Annotated in this window: 17 protein-coding genes; 1 reads left to right on the top strand and 16 read right to left on the bottom strand. The window is 51.6% G+C overall.

Annotated elements, in window-relative coordinates:
• Positions 1-14 precede the first annotated feature (14 nt).
• From nuoL to truC, 16 genes are all read right to left on the bottom strand, one after another.
• The gene (nuoL, locus tag O3682_RS05470) at positions 15-2,039 is read right to left on the bottom strand and encodes an NADH-quinone oxidoreductase subunit L (protein ID WP_371508895.1); all 2,025 of its coding nucleotides are present in this window, start codon (positions 2,037-2,039) and stop codon (positions 15-17) included.
• 2 nt (positions 2,040-2,041) lie between these two features.
• On the bottom strand, positions 2,042-2,347 hold the full coding sequence (nuoK, locus tag O3682_RS05465; RefSeq protein WP_003747881.1) for an NADH-quinone oxidoreductase subunit NuoK: 306 nt from the start codon (positions 2,345-2,347) through the stop codon (positions 2,042-2,044).
• Positions 2,344-3,015, bottom strand: coding sequence for an NADH-quinone oxidoreductase subunit J (locus O3682_RS05460; protein ID WP_371508893.1), 672 nt, complete (start codon positions 3,013-3,015; stop codon positions 2,344-2,346). Before O3682_RS05460 ends, nuoK begins: the two co-directional genes overlap by 4 nt.
• 11 nt (positions 3,016-3,026) lie before the next feature.
• Complete coding sequence (gene nuoI / locus O3682_RS05455) at positions 3,027-3,506, bottom strand: NADH-quinone oxidoreductase subunit NuoI (protein WP_002218650.1); 480 nt, start codon at positions 3,504-3,506, stop codon at positions 3,027-3,029.
• An 80-nt stretch (positions 3,507-3,586) separates the two neighbouring features.
• A complete protein-coding gene (nuoH, locus tag O3682_RS05450; protein WP_002216340.1) occupies positions 3,587-4,663 on the bottom strand; it encodes an NADH-quinone oxidoreductase subunit NuoH in 1,077 nt (358 codons plus the stop codon).
• A gap of 2 nt (positions 4,664-4,665) precedes the next feature.
• Positions 4,666-6,927: an NADH-quinone oxidoreductase subunit NuoG gene (nuoG, locus tag O3682_RS05445; RefSeq protein WP_371508891.1), complete on the bottom strand. Its 2,262-nt coding sequence runs from the start codon at positions 6,925-6,927 to the stop codon at positions 4,666-4,668.
• Positions 6,928-6,985: 58 nt separating this feature from the next.
• Positions 6,986-8,281 (bottom strand): NADH-quinone oxidoreductase subunit NuoF, encoded by a 1,296-nt coding sequence (gene nuoF, locus O3682_RS05440; RefSeq protein WP_003686543.1) that lies wholly within the window; start codon positions 8,279-8,281, stop codon positions 6,986-6,988.
• Positions 8,282-8,336: 55 nt separating this feature from the next.
• Positions 8,337-8,714 carry a hypothetical protein gene (locus O3682_RS05435; RefSeq protein WP_371508889.1) on the bottom strand — a complete coding sequence of 126 codons (378 nt, stop codon included), beginning with the start codon at positions 8,712-8,714 and terminating at the stop codon, positions 8,337-8,339.
• Between the two features lie 287 nt (positions 8,715-9,001).
• Entirely contained in the window at positions 9,002-9,475 is a 474-nt protein-coding gene (nuoE, locus tag O3682_RS05430) for an NADH-quinone oxidoreductase subunit NuoE (RefSeq protein ID WP_371508888.1), read from the bottom strand.
• Positions 9,475-10,731: an NADH dehydrogenase (quinone) subunit D gene (gene nuoD, locus O3682_RS05425; RefSeq protein WP_371508886.1), complete on the bottom strand. Its 1,257-nt coding sequence runs from the start codon at positions 10,729-10,731 to the stop codon at positions 9,475-9,477. The genes nuoE and nuoD overlap by 1 nt, the downstream gene beginning before the upstream one ends.
• A complete protein-coding gene (locus O3682_RS05420; protein ID WP_002216335.1) occupies positions 10,721-11,314 on the bottom strand; it encodes an NADH-quinone oxidoreductase subunit C in 594 nt (197 codons plus the stop codon). The genes nuoD and O3682_RS05420 overlap by 11 nt, the downstream gene beginning before the upstream one ends.
• Positions 11,315-11,326: 12 nt before the next feature.
• The gene (gene nuoB, locus O3682_RS05415; RefSeq protein WP_002215610.1) at positions 11,327-11,809 is read right to left on the bottom strand and encodes a NuoB/complex I 20 kDa subunit family protein; all 483 of its coding nucleotides are present in this window, start codon (positions 11,807-11,809) and stop codon (positions 11,327-11,329) included.
• Positions 11,800-12,156 carry an NADH-quinone oxidoreductase subunit A gene (locus O3682_RS05410; protein ID WP_070606431.1) on the bottom strand — a complete coding sequence of 119 codons (357 nt, stop codon included), beginning with the start codon at positions 12,154-12,156 and terminating at the stop codon, positions 11,800-11,802. Before O3682_RS05410 ends, nuoB begins: the two co-directional genes overlap by 10 nt.
• Positions 12,157-12,490: 334 nt before the next feature.
• Positions 12,491-13,948, bottom strand: coding sequence for an oligopeptide:H+ symporter (locus O3682_RS05405; RefSeq protein WP_371508884.1), 1,458 nt, complete (start codon positions 13,946-13,948; stop codon positions 12,491-12,493).
• Between the two features lie 199 nt (positions 13,949-14,147).
• On the bottom strand, positions 14,148-15,251 hold the full coding sequence (prfB, locus tag O3682_RS05400) for a peptide chain release factor 2 (RefSeq protein WP_063068574.1): 1,104 nt from the start codon (positions 15,249-15,251) through the stop codon (positions 14,148-14,150).
• A 97-nt stretch (positions 15,252-15,348) separates the two neighbouring features.
• Positions 15,349-16,065 (bottom strand): tRNA pseudouridine(65) synthase TruC, encoded by a 717-nt coding sequence (gene truC, locus O3682_RS05395; protein WP_371508881.1) that lies wholly within the window; start codon positions 16,063-16,065, stop codon positions 15,349-15,351.
• Positions 16,066-16,205: 140 nt separating this feature from the next.
• On the opposite strand from truC, the gene O3682_RS05390 reads away from it, so the two are divergent.
• Positions 16,206-16,934, top strand: coding sequence for an LOG family protein (locus O3682_RS05390; RefSeq protein WP_371508879.1), 729 nt, complete (start codon positions 16,206-16,208; stop codon positions 16,932-16,934).
• The last annotated feature ends 54 nt before the right edge of the window (positions 16,935-16,988 follow it).

The following is a 16,988-nucleotide window of genomic DNA, read 5'->3' as shown; positions in this document are numbered from 1 at the left end:
CTGAAGCCTTATTCTTATCGGAACAATCCCCAGAAGGTCATGCCGAGCAGTACCAATACGCCAAATACCATAGCGGCAGCGTAGGTGTAGATAAAGCCGGTTTGGACTTTGCGTACCTGCGCGGCAATCGCGCCGACCAGTTTGGCGGAGCCGTTGACGATACCGTTGTCGATAATGGCGGTATCGCCGACTTTCCAGAAGAAAGTACCCAATGCGCGCGTGCCTTTGGCGAAAACATTGAAATACAGGGCGTCGAGGTAGTATTTGTTTTCAAACAAAACGTAAACCGGACGGAACGCCTGTGCAATTTTCGCAGGCAGGTGCGGCAGTTTGACGTACAAGAGCCATGCGCTCAACACGCCTGCGATAGCAAGGTAGAGTACAGGCGAATGCAGGCTGTGTGACACCATTGCCAATGCGCCGTGGAACTCTTCCTTCATGATGTGCATGGTTGGATGCGCGTCGGTATTGACGAAAATCACGTCTTTGAAGAAATCGCCGTAAAGCATAGGCTCGATGGCAACATAGCCGATGATGACGGACGGAATGGCAAGCAGAATCAGCGGCAAGGTAACGACCAGCGGGCTTTCGTGCGGATTGTCGTTTTTGCCCAAGCCGTGATGTTCTTCGCCATGATGATCGTCATGATGTTCAGGCAGGCTACGCCATTTCTCTTCGCCGTGGAACACCATAAAGTATTGGCGGAACGCGTAAAACGCAGTAACAAACACGCTGGCAAGGACGGCAAAATAGGCAAAGCCGCTGCCCGGCAGGGTGCTGTATTTCGCTGCTTCGATAATCGAATCTTTGGAATAGAAGCCGGAGAAGAACGGCGTACCGATCAGCGACAAGTTACCGATCAGCATGGTCAGCCAAGTAATCGGCATGTATTTTTTCAGGTTGCCCATGTGGCGCATATCTTGGTCATGGTGCATACCGATAATCGCGCTACCTGCGGCCAAGAACAACAAGGCTTTAAAGAAAGCGTGGGTCATCACATGGAACATCGCCACGGAATAGGCAGACGCACCCAGAGCCACGGTCATGTAGCCCAGTTGCGACAGGGTGGAATACGCAACCACACGTTTGATGTCGTTTTGAATCACGCCCAAGAAACCCATAAACAGGGCAGTAATCGCACCGATTACCATAATGACAGACAGCGCAGTGCTGCTCATCTCATAAATCGGAGACATACGCGATACCATGAACAGACCGGCGGTAACCATGGTTGCGGCGTGAATCAATGCGGAAATCGGTGTCGGGCCTTCCATCGAATCAGGCAGCCAAACGTGCAGCGGGAATTGCGCCGATTTACCCATCGCACCCACAAACAGGAGCAAACAGGTTACGGTAATCAAAGACCATTCCACACCGGGGAACAGTTGGATAGTGGCCGTCTGAACATTAGGCAGATAAGCGAATACATCTTGATAGCGTAGGCTGCCGCCGAAATAGGCAAGCACCAAGCCGATACCGAGCAAGAAGCCGAAGTCGCCGACACGGTTGATCAAAAAGGCTTTCAGGTTGGCAAATGTTGCGCTCGGACGTTTGAAATAGAAACCGATCAAAAGGTACGACACCAAACCCACAGCCTCCCAGCCGAAGAAGAGCTGGATGAAGTTGTTGCTCATAATCAGCATCAACATGCTGAAAGTAAACAAAGAAATATAGCTGAAGAAGCGTTGGTAGCCGACTTTTTCATCGTGCATATAGCCGATGGTATAGATATGTACCATCAACGACACGCCGGTAACCACGACCATCATCATCGCCGTCATCGTATCGACCAAGAAGCCGACGGAGAAATCCAAGCCGCCCATTGTCAGCCAGGTATAAACGTTCTCGTCAAACTTGGTACGGCTGCCATTGAGGAATCCCCACAGCACATAAGCCGACAGCAAGGCGGACACTGCCACACCGAGTATTGTTACGGTATGCGCGCCGGCACGTCCGATTTTGTTACCGAACAAACCTGCAATCAGCGATCCTGCCAAAGGCACAAGGGCAATTACCAAATATAAAGTCATGTCGTTCATGATTACCCTTTCAACTCATCCAAATCGGCAACGTTGATTGTTTTTCTGTTACGGTACACCAGTACCATAATCGCCAAACCGATGGCAGATTCGGCAGCGGCAACAGTTAGTACGAAGAATACGAAAATCTGTCCGGCAGTATCGCCCAAATATTGGGAGAAAGCGATAAAGTTGAAGTTCACCGCCAAGAGCATCAGCTCGATCGACATCAGCAATACCAGCACGTTTTTGCGGTTCATAAAGATACCCATTGCGCTGATACCGAACAGGAGCGCACCCAATACCAGATAATGCGTCAAGGTAATCATGCTTTGCCCTCCCCTTCCGGCTTGAGGCCGTCTGAAACTTCGCTTTCTTCGGCAGATTCGATTTGCGGTTTGACCGCTTCCATTTTCACCAGACGCATACGGCCTTGATCGGCGCGTACTTTAACTTGGTCGGCAGGATCCATGCGTTTCGGATTGGTGGTTTTACGGTGAACCAGCGCAATCGCGGCCACCATACCCAACAGCAGCAATACCGCCGCCAATTCAAACGGTAACAGGTAGTCGGTATAAATACGGCTGCCCAAATCGCGGATATTGTTGTAATCGGCCGGAATGTCTTTCATCAGACCAAATGCGGCCAGGTCGGTTTTCGGGTTGATCAGAATCAGGATCAGGGCAACCGCCAACAATGTGCCGACCACACCGGCAACCGGCGCATGACGCCAGAAACCGGCGCGCATTTCTTCAATGTCGATGTTCAACATCATCACGACGAACAGGAACAACACCATCACGGCGCCGACGTAAACCACCACCAGCGTAACGCCCAAAAACTCAGCCTGCATCAGCATCCAAAGCATCGCGCTCACGCAGAAGGTCAGCACCAGATGCAAAGCGGCGTGAACAGGGTTTTTAGCGGTGACGGTACGAACCGCACCGTACAAAACGATGGCGGCAAGAATATAGAACAGAATCACGGAAAAAGTCATTCGTCTGCTCCTTAACGATACGGCGCGTCAGCGGCTTTGCGTTTGGCTATTTCAGCTTCGTATTTATCGCCAATGGCCAAAAGAATCGGCTTGGTCATGTGCAAGTCGCCTTTTTTCTCGCCGTGGTATTCAAAAATATGGGTTTCCACAATCGCATCGGTCGGGCAGGCCTCTTCGCAGAAACCGCAGAAGATGCACTTGGTCAGGTCGATGTCGTAACGCTTGGTGCGGCGGGTCCCGTCTTCGCGTTCTTCCGATTCGATGTTAATCGCCATTGCCGGACAAACTGCCTCACACAATTTACACGCAATACAGCGCTCTTCGCCGTTCGGATAACGGCGTTGCGCGTGCAGGCCGCGGAAACGCACGGATTGCGGCGTTTTCTCTTCGGGGAAATAAATTGTGTCTTTGCGGGCAAAAAAGTTTTTGAGCGTTACGCCCAAGCCTTTTACCAATTCGCCAAGCAGAAAGGTTTTTACTAAGTTAGCCATATTATGTTCCCTCAAAACAGGGATTTCGTTAGGTATTCAAAATCACTTTGTTCAGACGGCCTCAAGATGCCGTCTGAAACTTATTTCCACAAATTCAGTGGTGAAATCATCCACACGCCCAAAATCACGATGTAGGCGAAGCCGATCGGAATCAGCACTTTCCAGCCCAAACGCATGATTTGGTCGTAACGGTAGCGTGGGAAGGTTGCACGGATCCACAGGTACCAGTACAGCACCGCCGCCATTTTCACAAACATCCAGAATGCGGAAGGCGTACCGATAAAGCCCCAGCTTTGCGGGAACGGAGACAACCAGCCGCCGAGGAACATCAGCGATGTCAGCGCGGCAATCAGAATCATGAAAATGTATTCGGCAAGGAAGAACAGCGCGAATGCGAAGCCGGAGTATTCAACGTGGTGTCCGGCAACGATTTCAGACTCACCCTCTGCTACGTCAAACGGCGCACGGTTGGTTTCGGCAACGGCGGAAATCAGATAGACGATGAAGATGGGGAAGAGTGGCAGCCAGTTCCAAGAGAATACCGAACCGCCGGCAATACCTTTGGCCTGTGCGGCAACGATGTCGGAGAAGTTCATGCTGCCCGATACCATCACGACGCACACCAGCGCGGCACTCATGGCAATCTCGTAGGAAATGCTTTGCGCGGAAGCACGCATTGCGCCCAAGAACGAATATTTGGAGTTGGAAGCCCAGCCTGCGATGATCACGCCGTAAACCGACAGCGAGGTAATCATCAGGATGTACAAAAGGCCGATATTGATGTTGGTCAGCACCCATTCTTCGTTAAACGGAATCACTGCCCATGCCGCAAAAGACGGAGCAAGCGACATAATCGGGCCGATGTAGAACAGGGCTTTGTTTGACAGCTTCGGACGGGTTACCTCTTTAAACAAGAGTTTGAACACGTCGGCAAACGGCTGAATCAGGCCCCACGGGCCGGTTACGTTCGGGCCGACGCGAAGCTGCATAAAGCCGATGACTTTACGTTCGAAATATGTCAGGTAGGCAACGGTCAGAATCAGCGGAATCAGGATAATCACGATTTTGACGATGACGGATACCACCAAACCTACGGTGATACCCAAATCGCCCAGACCGAGCGTTGCGGCAAAGAGGTTTTGGAACCATTCTTGCATGATCAAGCTCCCGCCAGTTCAATAGTGTCCATCAACGCACCCAGCGCGGCATTTTCGGTATGCAGCGGCAGATGCACCACGTTTTCAGGCAAACCGGCATCGGCTTTGACTGCAACCGATACGCTTGCGCCGTTTTGTTTGGCGACAGCGGTTTGTCCGTCTTGCAGGCCCAAGCGTGCCAAAGTATTTGGATTTACACGCGCGGCAGGCACGGCGGCATGGCTGGTTTCTTGCAACGGCGCGGAACGGCGCACGATAGAATCAGTGTGATAAATACCGATGCCGCCGACACGGACGAGACGATCTGAGGCCGTCTGAACGCCTTCCCCTGTCCATGCGCTGCGGTTATCCAGTTTGGACGGCAGACTTTCTGCATCCAGCGCATCTTTCAGAATCGCGGCGGTATCGTGGTATTCAAAACCTTTCAGGTCAAACAGGTTGCCCAATACGCGCAACACTTTCCACATCGGACGCGAATCGCCGAAGCCTTGTACCACGCCGTGGAAAGATTGCAGACGGCCTTCCATATTGATGAAGCTGCCCGAGGTTTCGGTAAACGGCGCAATCGGCAGCAATACGTCGCACACGTCCAGCAGCGTTTCGCTGACAAACGGCGTAAACGCCATCACGCTTTTCGCCTGTTTCAACGCGGCCACGGCTTTTGCGCCGTCCGCCGTATCGATTTCAGGCTCGACGTTGAGCAGCAAGACTGCCTGTTTCGGCGCGTTTACCATTTCGACAACGCTCTCGCCGGAGTTTACATTCAAGACATCCGCACCAACGCTGTTGGCGGCTTGCGGCAAAATGCCCAGCACCGCGCCGGTCGCGTCCGCCAGCTCTTGCGCGGCTGCATAAATCGCGGCGTAATCGGGATGGTTTTGCACTTCCGCGCCCAAAATCACCGCTGCTTTTTCAGCGTTTTTCAGGCTGGCGGTAACGGCGTGTTCCGCATTGGCAGACAGGTTTTTCAGACGGCCTGCCCACTCGTCGGGATGTGCGGCTTCTTGAGACAGAAGCGGCATAAACAATTCTTCTTTACTGCTGGCCAATACGCTCAAGGCCATACGGTCTTTGGCGGCGCGGCGCAGGCGGGCGGTCAGGAGCGGCTGTTCTTTGCGCAAGTTCGCGCCGACTACCAATACGGCATCGTTGTCAGCCAGCGATTCAATACTTTGTCCCAACCATTGCGCACCCTTAATGCCGTCTGAAAGACGTTTGTCTTGTTGGCGCAAACGGGTTGCAAAGTTTTTAACACCCAAGCCGTCGGCGAGTTTTTTCGCCAGATACAGCTCTTCAACCGTATTCATCGGATTGGCCCAAATGCCGACTTGGTTTTGGTTGCCGTCTTTGGCGATACAGTCAATCGCGCTGCGGACATATTCCAACGCGGTTTTCCAATCCACGTCCATCCACTCGCCGCCCTGTTTGATTTTCGGGTTTTTCAGGCGGCTTTCGTGATACAGGCCTTCGTAAGCAAAACGGTCGCGGTCGGACAGCCAGCATTCGTTGATGGCTTCGTTTTCCAACGGTAACACGCGGCGGACGGTATGGTCTTTGGTTTGTACAATCAGGTTGCTGCCCAAAGCGTCATGGGCGGAAACGGATTTGCGACGGTTCAATTCCCAAGTACGCGCGTTGAAGCGGAATGGTTTGCTGGTCAATGCGCCGACAGGGCACAAGTCGATGACGTTGCCTGACAATTCGGTTTCCACCGCTTTGCCGATAAAAGGCATGATCTCGGAATGTTCGCCGCGGTTGGCCATGGCGATTTCTTGCACGCCGGCGATTTCTTCAGTGAAACGAACGCAACGGGTACAGTGGATACAACGGCTCATTTCCTCGGCGGAAACCAAAGGACCCATATCCTTGCCGACGACGGAACGTTTTTCTTCGGTATAACGGCTGGTGGTTTTGCCGTAGCCCATCGCCAAATCCTGCAACTGGCATTCGCCGCCTTGGTCGCAGGTCGGACAATCAAGCGGATGGTTGATGAGCAGGAACTCCATCACGCCTTCTTGCGCCTCTCGGGCTTTTGCCGAATGCGTACGCACAATCATGCCGTCTGTAACCGGCGTGGCACAGGCGGGCAGGGGTTTGGGGGCTTTTTCCACGTCCACCAAACACATACGGCAGTTGGCGGCGATGGAAAGTTTTTTGTGGTAACAGAAATGCGGGATATAAGTACCGAGCTTGTGCGCGGCTTCAATCACCGTCGCGCCCTGCTCCACAGATACCTGTTTGCCGTCGATTTCGATTTGTAACATGGTTCGTTCCTAGTTACGGGTATTTAATAAATAATTCTTTTAGAGGCCGTCTGAAAACTTAGCACCACTTATTCGGTTTCATCGGTCCGCCGTGTTCGATGTAATGCACAAACTCATCACGGAAATGCTTGGTAAAGCTGCGGACAGGGAAGACGGCGGCATCGGCAAGGGCGCAGATAGTGCGGCCTGCCATTTGGTTGCCGACGGAATCCAGCAAATCCAAGTCTTCCATGCGGCCTTTGCCTTCTACGATGCGGTGGACGATGCGGTAAAGCCAGCCAGTACCTTCACGACAAGGCGTACATTGGCCGCAAGACTCGTCGTAGTAGAAGTAGCTCAGGCGTTCAAGGGCTTTCACCATGCACACGTCTTCGTCCATGACGATAATCGCGCCGGAACCCAACATCGAGCCTGCTTTGGAAATCGAGTCATAGTCCATATTGGTCTGCATCATGATATCGGCAGGCAACACGGGCGCGGACGAACCGCCGGGAATGACGGCTTTAAGTTTTTTACCGCCGCGCATACCGCCCGCCATTTTCAGGACTTCGGCAAACGGCGTACCCAACGGCACTTCATAGTTGCCCGGGCGCTCGACGTGGCCGGAAATACAGAACAATTTGGTACCGCCTGCATTCGGAATACCTTTATCGGCAAATGCCTGTCCGCCGTCACGGATAATGAAGGGGACGGAGGAGAACGTTTCGGTATTGTTGATGGTAGTCGGTTTGCCGTACAGGCCGAACGAAGCAGGGAATGGCGGTTTAAAGCGCGGCTGGCCTTTTTTGCCTTCCAACGACTCGAGCAATGCGGTTTCTTCGCCGCAAATATATGCGCCGTAGCCGTGGTGGGCGAAGAGTTCAAATTCAAAATCCGAACCCAAAATATTTTTACCCAAAAAACCTGCGGCGCGCGCCTGCTCCAAAGCGGCTTCAAAGCGTTGGTAGCCTTCGAAAATTTCGCCGTGGATATAGTTGTAGCCGGCTTTCGCACCCATCGCGTAACCGGCAATAATCATGCCTTCAATCAGGGCATGAGGATTGAACATGATGATGTCGCGGTCTTTAAATGTACCGGGCTCGCCTTCGTCGGTGTTGCAAACCACATATTTTTCGCCCGGGAAGGAACGGGGCATAAAGCTCCATTTCAAACCGGTCGGGAAGCCTGCACCGCCACGACCTCGCAAGCCGGAGGTTTTGACTTCGTCAATCACATCGGTTTGCGAGATGTTTTCGGACAGGATTTTACGCAGGGCGGTATAGCCGCCACGTTTGACGTATTCGTCCAATGTCCAGCAATCGGGATTGGCGGTATCCACTTGGTCAAAAATCACGCCTGATTGGTAAATAGCCATTTTTGGTGTGCCTGTTCGTTTTCGTATCGGTTGCGGTCGCTTTTTCAGACGACCTTTAATTGTTTTTGTTGGGTCTCAACCCAACCTTACTGCTTATCTTTTTTGAAATCTTCGAGCTGCAATCTGCCCATATTTCGCTTACAAAAAAACCTAGATATAACGCCAATAAAGCAGACTTTGCTCCAATTTCATAATTAAAATAAACAAGTGCAAGCGCAACGCATAAGACAAATGCAACTATGCCCGGAATTAGAATTGAGAGGCGAATGTCCCTTTCTTCGATTTTTGCACCGATAAGCTTACACAATTCCCAAATAACCCCAGAAACGCCTCCAACAAAAGCAGAAAAAAACAATTCCTGAAAAGAAAAAAATATAGCACCCTCTATACAGACAGTGAAAACAATTAACAAAAACAAGAAAACATACTTCATTATTTCCATCCTTATATTTCAAACGACCTTTAAACGTTTTTGTTGGGTCTCAAACCTACTTTGCTTGTCTACCGTCATTCCCGCGCAGGCGGGAATCCATCCTTGATGATAAGCAATACTTTTATTAAATTCAGAAACCGAATCTTACCGGTGGATTCCCGCCTGCGCGGGAATAACGGCATTTCGGTATTTCAGTAGTCGGTTTCTTGAATCCGACATTTTGCCTCTTTACCCACTCTGTCGGATACAAGTATCCGACCTACGTTTAAATCGTCGTTTCAGACGACCTACTCCAACTCCGCCAGTTTCCTCTCAATCGCCTCTTCGGTCATAAAGCTGCACATGCTGTGGTTGTTTACCAGCATGACCGGTGCGTCGCCACATGCGCCCATGCATTCGCCTTCGACAAGGGTAAATTTGCCGTCGGGCGTGGTTTCGCCGTAGCCGATACCGAGTTTTTTCTTCAGGTATTCGCCGGTATCCATACCGCCGCGCAGGGCGCAGGGCAGGTTGGTACAAACGGTCAGTTTGTATTTGCCGACAGGCTCAAGGTCGTACATATTGTAGAAAGTAGCGACTTCGTAGGCTTGTGCAGGCGAGATGCCGATATAGTCTGCGACAAAAGCGATGGTCTCGGGAGCAAGCCAGCCTTTTTCGGTCTGGGCAATACGCAATGCGCCCATAATGGCGGAGCGGCGTTGGTCGGCAGGATATTTTGCCAACTCAATATCAATTTTTTTTAAGGATTCTGCGGATAACATTATCGGTCAACCTCCCCGAATACGATGTCCTGCGTACCGATGATGGCAACGACGTCGGCGAGCATGTGGCCTTTTGCCATTTCGTCCATGCCTTGCAGGTGGGCGAAGCCGGGTGCGCGGATTTTCAGGCGGTAGGGTTTGTTTGCGCCGTCTGAAATGATGTAAACGCCGAACTCGCCTTTCGGATGTTCGACAGCGGTATAGGTCTCGCCCTCGGGAACGTGCATACCTTCGGTAAAGAGTTTGAAATGGTGAATCAGGTCTTCCATACCTGTTTTCATTTCGGTACGTTTGGGCGGAGCGAATTTGTGGTTTGTGGTAATGACCGGACCCGGATTGACACGCAACCACTCGGAACACTGTTTGATGATGCGTACGGATTGACGCATTTCTTCCATACGGCAGAGGTAACGGTCGTAGCAGTCGCCGTTGACGCCGACGGGGATGTCGAAATCCATTTTGTCGTACACTTCGTAAGGCTGTGTCTTACGCACGTCCCATTCCACGCCTGAACCGCGCAACATAACGCCGGTAAAGCCTTTTTGCATGGCGCGCTCGGGGGGGACGACGCCGATGCCGACGGTACGTTGTTTCCAGATGCGGTTGTCGGTCAGAAGGGTTTCGAGTGTGTCGATGTTTTTCGGGAAGCGTTCGCAGAAGGCGTCGATGAAGTCGAGCATGGTGCCTTCGCGGGATTCGTTGAGCTGCTTCAATACTTTGGCATTGCGGAATTTACTGCTCTCGTATTTGGGCATGAAGTCGGGCAGGTCGCGGTAAACGCCGCCGGGACGGAAGTAAGCGGCGTGCATACGCGCGCCGGACACGGCTTCGTACAAGTCCATCAGTTCTTCGCGGTCACGGAAGGCGTAGAGGATGGCGGTCATCGCGCCGATGTCGAAGGCGTGCGAACCGATGCCCATCAAGTGATTGAGGATGCGCGTTACTTCGGCGAACATGACGCGGATGTATTGGGCGCGGATAGGCACATCAATTCCGGCGAGTTTTTCTACCGCCAAGCAGTATGCCTGCTCGTTGACCATCATGGAAACGTAGTCCAAACGGTCCATATAGGGCAGGGCTTGCAGATAGGTTTTGGTTTCAGCCAGTTTTTCAGTACCGCGGTGCAGGAGGCCGATATGCGGGTCGGCACGGACGATGGTTTCGCCCTCCAACTCCAAAATCATACGCAATACACCGTGCGCCGCAGGGTGTTGCGGGCCGAAGTTGATGGTGTAGTTTCTTAATTTATTGGCCACCGTAGTTCTCCTCACGGACGATACGCGGCGTGATCTCGCGCGGCTCAATGGTAACAGGTTGGTAAATCACGCGTTTTTGCTCTTCGTCGTAACGCATTTCCACATAGCCGGAAATCGGGAAGTCTTTGCGGAACGGATGTCCGACAAAGCCGTAATCGGTCAGGATGCGGCGCAAGTCCGGGTGGTTGTTGAACATGATGCCGTACATATCGAAGGCTTCGCGTTCGTACCAATCCGCGCTGTTGTAAATATCGACTACGGATTCGACTACGGGGAAGTCGTCGTCTGAAACCCAGACGCGTACGCGGATGCGTTGATTGTTTTTAACGGAAAGCAACTGACTGACGACGGCAAAGCGTTTGCCCTGCCATACTTCGTTTTTGTAAGTGCTGTAATCGACACCGCACAAGTCAACCAGAAGCTCGAAATGCAGCTCTTCATGGTCGCGCAATGCGGTCATGACTGAAATATAGTGTTCGGGCAGACACTCGACGGTAATCTCGCCCAAAGCTGAAATGACTTTGCTTGCCTGATCGCCAAGCACGCCGACGACGGTCTCGTATAAGTTTTGAATGCTTGCCATGTCGTCCTCTCCTTACTCGTCACGCGCGATGGTGGAAGTGCGCTTGATTTTTTGTTGGAGCTGAATCAGGCCGTAAATCAGGGCTTCCGCAGTCGGCGGACAACCCGGCACATAAACGTCTACCGGCACGACGCGGTCGGCACCGCGCACAACGGAATAAGAGTAATGATAATAGCCGCCGCCGTTGGCACACGAGCCCATAGACAATACCCAGCGCGGCTCTGCGAGCTGGTCGTATACGCGGCGCAGGGCGGGCGCCATTTTGTTGGTCAGCGTACCTGCCACAATCATCAGGTCGGCCTGACGGGGGGACGGACGGAAAATGATACCGAAACGGTCAAGGTCATAACGCGCCATACCCGCATGCATCATTTCCACGGCGCAGCAGGCCAAGCCGAAAGTAACCGGCCACAATGAACCGGTACGCATATAGTTCAACACCGTATCCGCGCTGGTGGTGATGAAACCTTTTTTCAAAACGCCTTCTATTCCCATTCCAGCGCACCTTTTTTCCATTCGTAAATAAAGCCTACCGTCAAAACAACGATAAACACCAGCATAGACCAGAAGCCGTACGCGCCCAAATCTTTGAACACAACTGCCCATGGCAACATGAACGCGACCTCCAAATCAAATAGGATGAAGAGGATGGCGACGAGGTAATAGCGCACGTCGAACTTCATCCTTGCGTTTTCAAAGGCTTCAAAACCGCATTCGTAAGCCGCGTCTTTTTCGGCATAGTGATGTTTCGGGCCTAAAATTGTGCCGAGCAGAATAAACAGCACGCCGGCCGCAAGGCCGACGAGGATGAATACGAGGACGGGAAAGTAACTGGCCAACATGGTCGTACCTAACTGGTTGACAGACAAATCTTAAAAATAGATTACCATTTTATCGAATTTCAAAAGCCATTTAAAGGTAAATATCAGCAAATCAGCAAAAAAACCCTAATAAATTCAATAAAGTTATGAGAACAATTCTTATTCTTATTTAATATTTCACAATTTTAATTTCGTTTTAATCATGTATCATTTAATTCGGATTTTCCGCCTGTCCGATTTACTTCAAAAATCTGGAAAACCGTCCTTTCCCAAACCTCAATAAAAACATCAGGCCGTCTGAAAACTGATTCTTTTCAGACGGCCTGTGTACATCACATTATTTTAAATAGAAAAATCAATCGACACCTTTGAGCATGCGGTTCAATACCGGGGTAAGTACCAGCAGGATACCGCAGGTCACTGCGCCGATGGTGGCCAGCATCCAGTAGAAATCCAATGGCGACTGAGCATTGTAGTAGTCTTTAAACAACACTCCGCCCAAGGTAAAGCCGATGGACAATGCCAAGAAATTCAAAGCAACCATTTGTGTTTTAAACATACTCGGTGCGATTTTGGTGGAAAACGACAGCGAAATCGGCGACAGCATCAGTTCGCCTATCGTAATCGCCAGCAACACCAGCATAAACACGATAATCGGCATCGGGGTCTCGGATGAAATATACGGAATGAAACACAAATAAGAGACGCCGGTTATCAACATGGCCAGCGCAAACTTCAACGGCGTTTTAGGTTGGCGCTTGCCCATTTTCGTCCACACCGCCGCCATCACGCCGGAAAAGAGAACCACCCACATGGCCTGTATCGAATCTTTCCATGAAACAGGTACGGTAAAGCCGAAGAAAGTACGGTCAACCGTTTCGTCAAAATAAACCGTCGCAACGGTGTACACCTGAAACCAAACCGCCCAGAACATACAAATAGTCAAAAACAGCGGAATATAGGCCATGATGTAACGTTTATTGGCTGCCTCAACCTGGCTGCTGCCCAGCAGGCGTGCAAAATAAGCGATAACGGTGATAATGACCACGCCCAAAAGCCAGCGTGAAAAGTTCTCAAGATTGAGCGCGCCGGAAGCAATCACGCTGCCCAACACCAAAACCAGCAACACACCGACAGCTATTGCAGTCTGTACCTTTTCAGGTCGCAACGGATTGGGAGCCGGCGTATGCGGCAGGTTTTTACGGCCGCGCGAATACCACAGCAGGCCAAATGCCATACCGACGGCCGCCGCACCGAAACCGTAATGAAATCCCATTCTGTCTTGCAAAATACCGGTCAACAAAGGGCCTAAGAAACCGCCGATATTGATGGAAATATAGAAAATGGAGAAACCGGCATCGCGCAATTCTCGCAGGTCGTCCCGTTCATACAAAGAGCCGACCATCGAACCGGCAGACGATTTCACGCCGCCGCTGCCCAGTGCGATAAACACCAAGCCCAACAGCAATCCCATCAAACCCGGCACAATCGCCAATAAAATATGGCCGGTCATCACGACGATACCGGCGATAAACAGGGTACGTTCCGCGCCCCAAATGCGGTCGGCCAACCATGCGCCGAGAATGGTGGACAGGTAAACGCTGCCGCCGTACGCGCCGACAATGCCGCCGGCCAAGGCTTTATCCATACCCAAACCGCCTTGACTCGCGGTGTAATACAGATAAATCAGCAGGATGCCCTGCATACCGTAGAAGGAAAAACGCTCCCACAGCTCAATATGGAATAGGGTGGATAATTGCAAAGGATGGCCGAAGAAAGTTTTCTCGGCAGAAGACAGCTTTTGACCGGACATTTAATAAGTTCTCCTAATATATCGGACAGGATCAGGCTTCAGACGGCCTATTGCACCTACCAATCATTTTTATAGAAACTATATATTACCGCCAATCTTTGCATTTGCAAAACATGTTTTAATATTTGCAAAATAATGTTTCTTTCAAACTGAAAAATGCCGTCTGAAATCTTTCAGACGGCATTTTATGTTTTACGGTTTATACGCCTTGTTTCAGGCTGGCTTCGATGAAGCCGTCCAAGTCGCCGTCCAATACAGCTTTGGTGTTACCGACTTCGTAGCCTGTACGCAGGTCTTTGATGCGTGAGGAGTCCAAAACGTATGAGCGGATTTGGCTGCCCCAACCCACATCGGACTTGCCTTCTTCCAATGCCTGTTTCTCTTCGTTGCGTTTGCGCATTTCCAATTCGTACAGTTTGGATTTCAACATTTCCATCGCGGCGGCTTTGTTGGCGTGTTGCGAACGGTCGTTTTGACATTGAACCACGATACCGGTCGGCTCGTGGGTAATACGCACGGCGGAGTCGGTTTTGTTAATGTGCTGACCGCCGGCACCGGATGCACGGTAAGTGTCGATACGCAAATCGGAGGGATTGATTTCGATTTCGATGGAGTCGTCGATTTCGGGGTAAACAAACACGGATGAAAAAGACGTGTGGCGTTTGTTGTTCGAGTCAAACGGCGAGTAGCGCACCAAACGGTGAACGCCGGTTTCCGTGCGCAGCAAGCCGTAGGCGTATTCGCCTTCCACTCGAATGGTGGCGCGGTTGATGCCTGCGATTTCGCCGTCGTCTTCTTCAAGGATTTCGATTTTGAAGCCTTTGCGCTCGGCGTAACGGCTGTACATGCGGAACAACATGCCTGCCCAGTCTTCGGCTTCGGTACCGCCCGCGCCTGCGGTGATGTCGATAAAGCAGTTGTTCGGGTCGGCAGGCTGGTTGAACATTCGTTTGAATTCGAGGTCGGCCATTTGTTTTTCCAAACCGGCCACGTCTTCCTGCACGGCGGCGAAACCTTCTTCGTCGTTTTCTTCGACGGCCATTTCAATCAGCATACGGTTGTCTTCGATACCTGTGGCGATGTTGTCGAGGGTCACCACGATGCCTTCGAGGATTTTGCGCTCTTTGCCGATTTCTTGGGCGCGTTTGGGGTCGTTCCAGAGTTCCGGGTCTTCGGAGAGGCCGACGACTTCTTCAAGGCGGTCTTTTTTGCCTTGGTAGTCCATATAAACGCGGATGTCTTCGCTGCGCTTCTCCAAGTCGTTTAGGGTGTTGTTAAGCTGGTTGATTACTTCGGCTTCCATGATTCTTGTGTTCTTTCAAAATTTTAGGGGCGTATTGTAAGGGATTTGCCCGTTTTTTTCCATGACCGGGCCGTCTGAAAATGTGCGGTTTGGGTTTTCAGACGGCCTCGGTTTTAAATTTTTCCATCCAAAGCCGCCAGTCGTAGTCTATAGGCGCTTGTACGGTCATCCGGCTGCCGTTTTCTATGCTTTGAAAACTGAGGCTTCGCGCGTGCAACATCAGGCGTTGCGTGCCGACATGTTTGGCAACGGCATGGTTTTGGCGCAAATCGCCGTAGTTGGTGTCGCCGACGATGGGGTGGAAAATGTGTTTCATATGGCGGCGGAGTTGGTGTTTGCGACCTGTGTGCGGCGTAAGTTCGGCCCACGAATAACGCGAGGTCGGATAACGCAGGGCGGATTGGAACGGCAACTCGGTTTGCGCCAGACAGCGGTAGGTGGTTTGCGCTTCCTGCAATGTGGCTTCGGTCTGCGCTTCGGCGATTTTGTCGGGCATATATTTGAGGGCGTAATCAATCAGGCCGTCTGAAGGCAGATGACCGCGAACAATCGCCCAATAAGTTTTTTCGATGGTTTTGTTTTCAAACTGCTGCATCAATAACCGTGCGGCTTCCGTATCGAGGGCAAACAGCAAGACGCCGGAAGTCGGGCGGTCGAGGCGGTGGACGGGATAGACGTGCTGCCCGATTTGGTCGCGCAGGGTCTGCACGGCAAAACGGGTTTCGTGTTTGTCTAACCAGCTTCGGTGCACCAGCATTCCGGCAGGTTTGTTGACGGCGATGGTGCGGCTGTCGCGGTGGATAATATCGAGCATGGCGGAGCAGTTGAATAAAAGCAGATATTGTAACGGGCTTTTGAAAATGTGGCAGGTACACTTACCACCGAAACCCGACTTTCAGACGGCCTGCCCCTTTCGGGTTACAATACGGCACATAAAAACTCGAAGGAAAAACCGTGAGCCTGCTCAAAAAACTGCCCAAACCCATGCTGCCCGACGAAACACGCCGCGATATTCAGGCGCGCGAGTCGTATCATGTATTGAAGATTATTTCCGAATTTGTCGAAGCCGGCGAAGAGTTACGCGCCATTCAGCCGGCCATCAGCATTTACGGTAGCGCGCGCACGCCCGAAAACCATCCCGACTACGAGTTCACATTGCGCTTGGCCCGCAAACTGTCGGATGCCGGATTTTCCGTGATTTCCGGCGGCGGACCGGGCATTATGGAAGCGGCCAACAAAGGCGCGTTTGCAGGCGCAAGTCCGGCGGTAGGGCTGAATATCGTGCTGCCGCACGAACAAAAAGCCAATCCGTATCAAGATTTGTCGATTAAATTCCAACACTTCTTCCCGCGCAAAGTCATGTTCGTCAAACACGCTGTGGCATATGTCGTCATGCCCGGCGGTTTCGGTACATTGGACGAATTGTTTGAAAGCCTGACTTTGGTGCAAACCGGCAAAACGCCCGACCGCCCGATTATCTTAGTGGGCAAAGCATTTTGGGCTGGACTGTTGGACTGGATACGCGAGCAGTTGCTGGGCAGAAACCTGATTTTGGAAGAGGATTTGAACCTGATCCGCGTCATCGACGACGAAGACGAAATCATCGAAGAAATCTTCGCCCATTACGAAAACCGCTTGGAAGACTTGTCCGAACACCAAAATGCTTGGTCGCTGGGGCTGTAAAAAACTAAGGTTTCAACTGACAAAGGGCGGTTATCCCACCTGCCCTTTGCTTCA

Origin of the sequence: Neisseria sp. 27098_8_112 (assembly GCF_041433235.1) — a bacterium.
In the GTDB taxonomy this organism is placed as follows: domain Bacteria; phylum Pseudomonadota; class Gammaproteobacteria; order Burkholderiales; family Neisseriaceae; genus Neisseria.
This window is presented reverse-complemented; position numbering and strand designations above follow the sequence as displayed.

What these genes read in the sequence shown, in the direction of transcription:
- nuoL (WP_371508895.1), bottom strand. Translation starts at nt 2,039, where the DNA reads ATGAACGACATGACTTTATATTTGGTAATTGCCCTTGTGCCTTTGGCA.
- nuoK (WP_003747881.1), bottom strand. Translation starts at nt 2,347, where the DNA reads ATGATTACCTTGACGCATTATCTGGTATTGGGTGCGCTCCTGTTCGGT.
- O3682_RS05460 (WP_371508893.1), bottom strand. Translation starts at nt 3,015, where the DNA reads ATGACTTTTTCCGTGATTCTGTTCTATATTCTTGCCGCCATCGTTTTG.
- nuoI (WP_002218650.1), bottom strand. Translation starts at nt 3,506, where the DNA reads ATGGCTAACTTAGTAAAAACCTTTCTGCTTGGCGAATTGGTAAAAGGC.
- nuoH (WP_002216340.1), bottom strand. Translation starts at nt 4,663, where the DNA reads ATGCAAGAATGGTTCCAAAACCTCTTTGCCGCAACGCTCGGTCTGGGC.
- nuoG (WP_371508891.1), bottom strand. Translation starts at nt 6,927, where the DNA reads ATGTTACAAATCGAAATCGACGGCAAACAGGTATCTGTGGAGCAGGGC.
- nuoF (WP_003686543.1), bottom strand. Translation starts at nt 8,281, where the DNA reads ATGGCTATTTACCAATCAGGCGTGATTTTTGACCAAGTGGATACCGCC.
- O3682_RS05435 (WP_371508889.1), bottom strand. Translation starts at nt 8,714, where the DNA reads ATGAAGTATGTTTTCTTGTTTTTGTTAATTGTTTTCACTGTCTGTATA.
- nuoE (WP_371508888.1), bottom strand. Translation starts at nt 9,475, where the DNA reads ATGTTATCCGCAGAATCCTTAAAAAAAATTGATATTGAGTTGGCAAAA.
- O3682_RS05420 (WP_002216335.1), bottom strand. Translation starts at nt 11,314, where the DNA reads ATGGCAAGCATTCAAAACTTATACGAGACCGTCGTCGGCGTGCTTGGC.
- nuoB (WP_002215610.1), bottom strand. Translation starts at nt 11,809, where the DNA reads ATGGGAATAGAAGGCGTTTTGAAAAAAGGTTTCATCACCACCAGCGCG.
- O3682_RS05410 (WP_070606431.1), bottom strand. Translation starts at nt 12,156, where the DNA reads ATGTTGGCCAGTTACTTTCCCGTCCTCGTATTCATCCTCGTCGGCCTT.
- O3682_RS05405 (WP_371508884.1), bottom strand. Translation starts at nt 13,948, where the DNA reads ATGTCCGGTCAAAAGCTGTCTTCTGCCGAGAAAACTTTCTTCGGCCAT.
- prfB (WP_063068574.1), bottom strand. Translation starts at nt 15,251, where the DNA reads ATGGAAGCCGAAGTAATCAACCAGCTTAACAACACCCTAAACGACTTG.
- truC (WP_371508881.1), bottom strand. Translation starts at nt 16,065, where the DNA reads ATGCTCGATATTATCCACCGCGACAGCCGCACCATCGCCGTCAACAAA.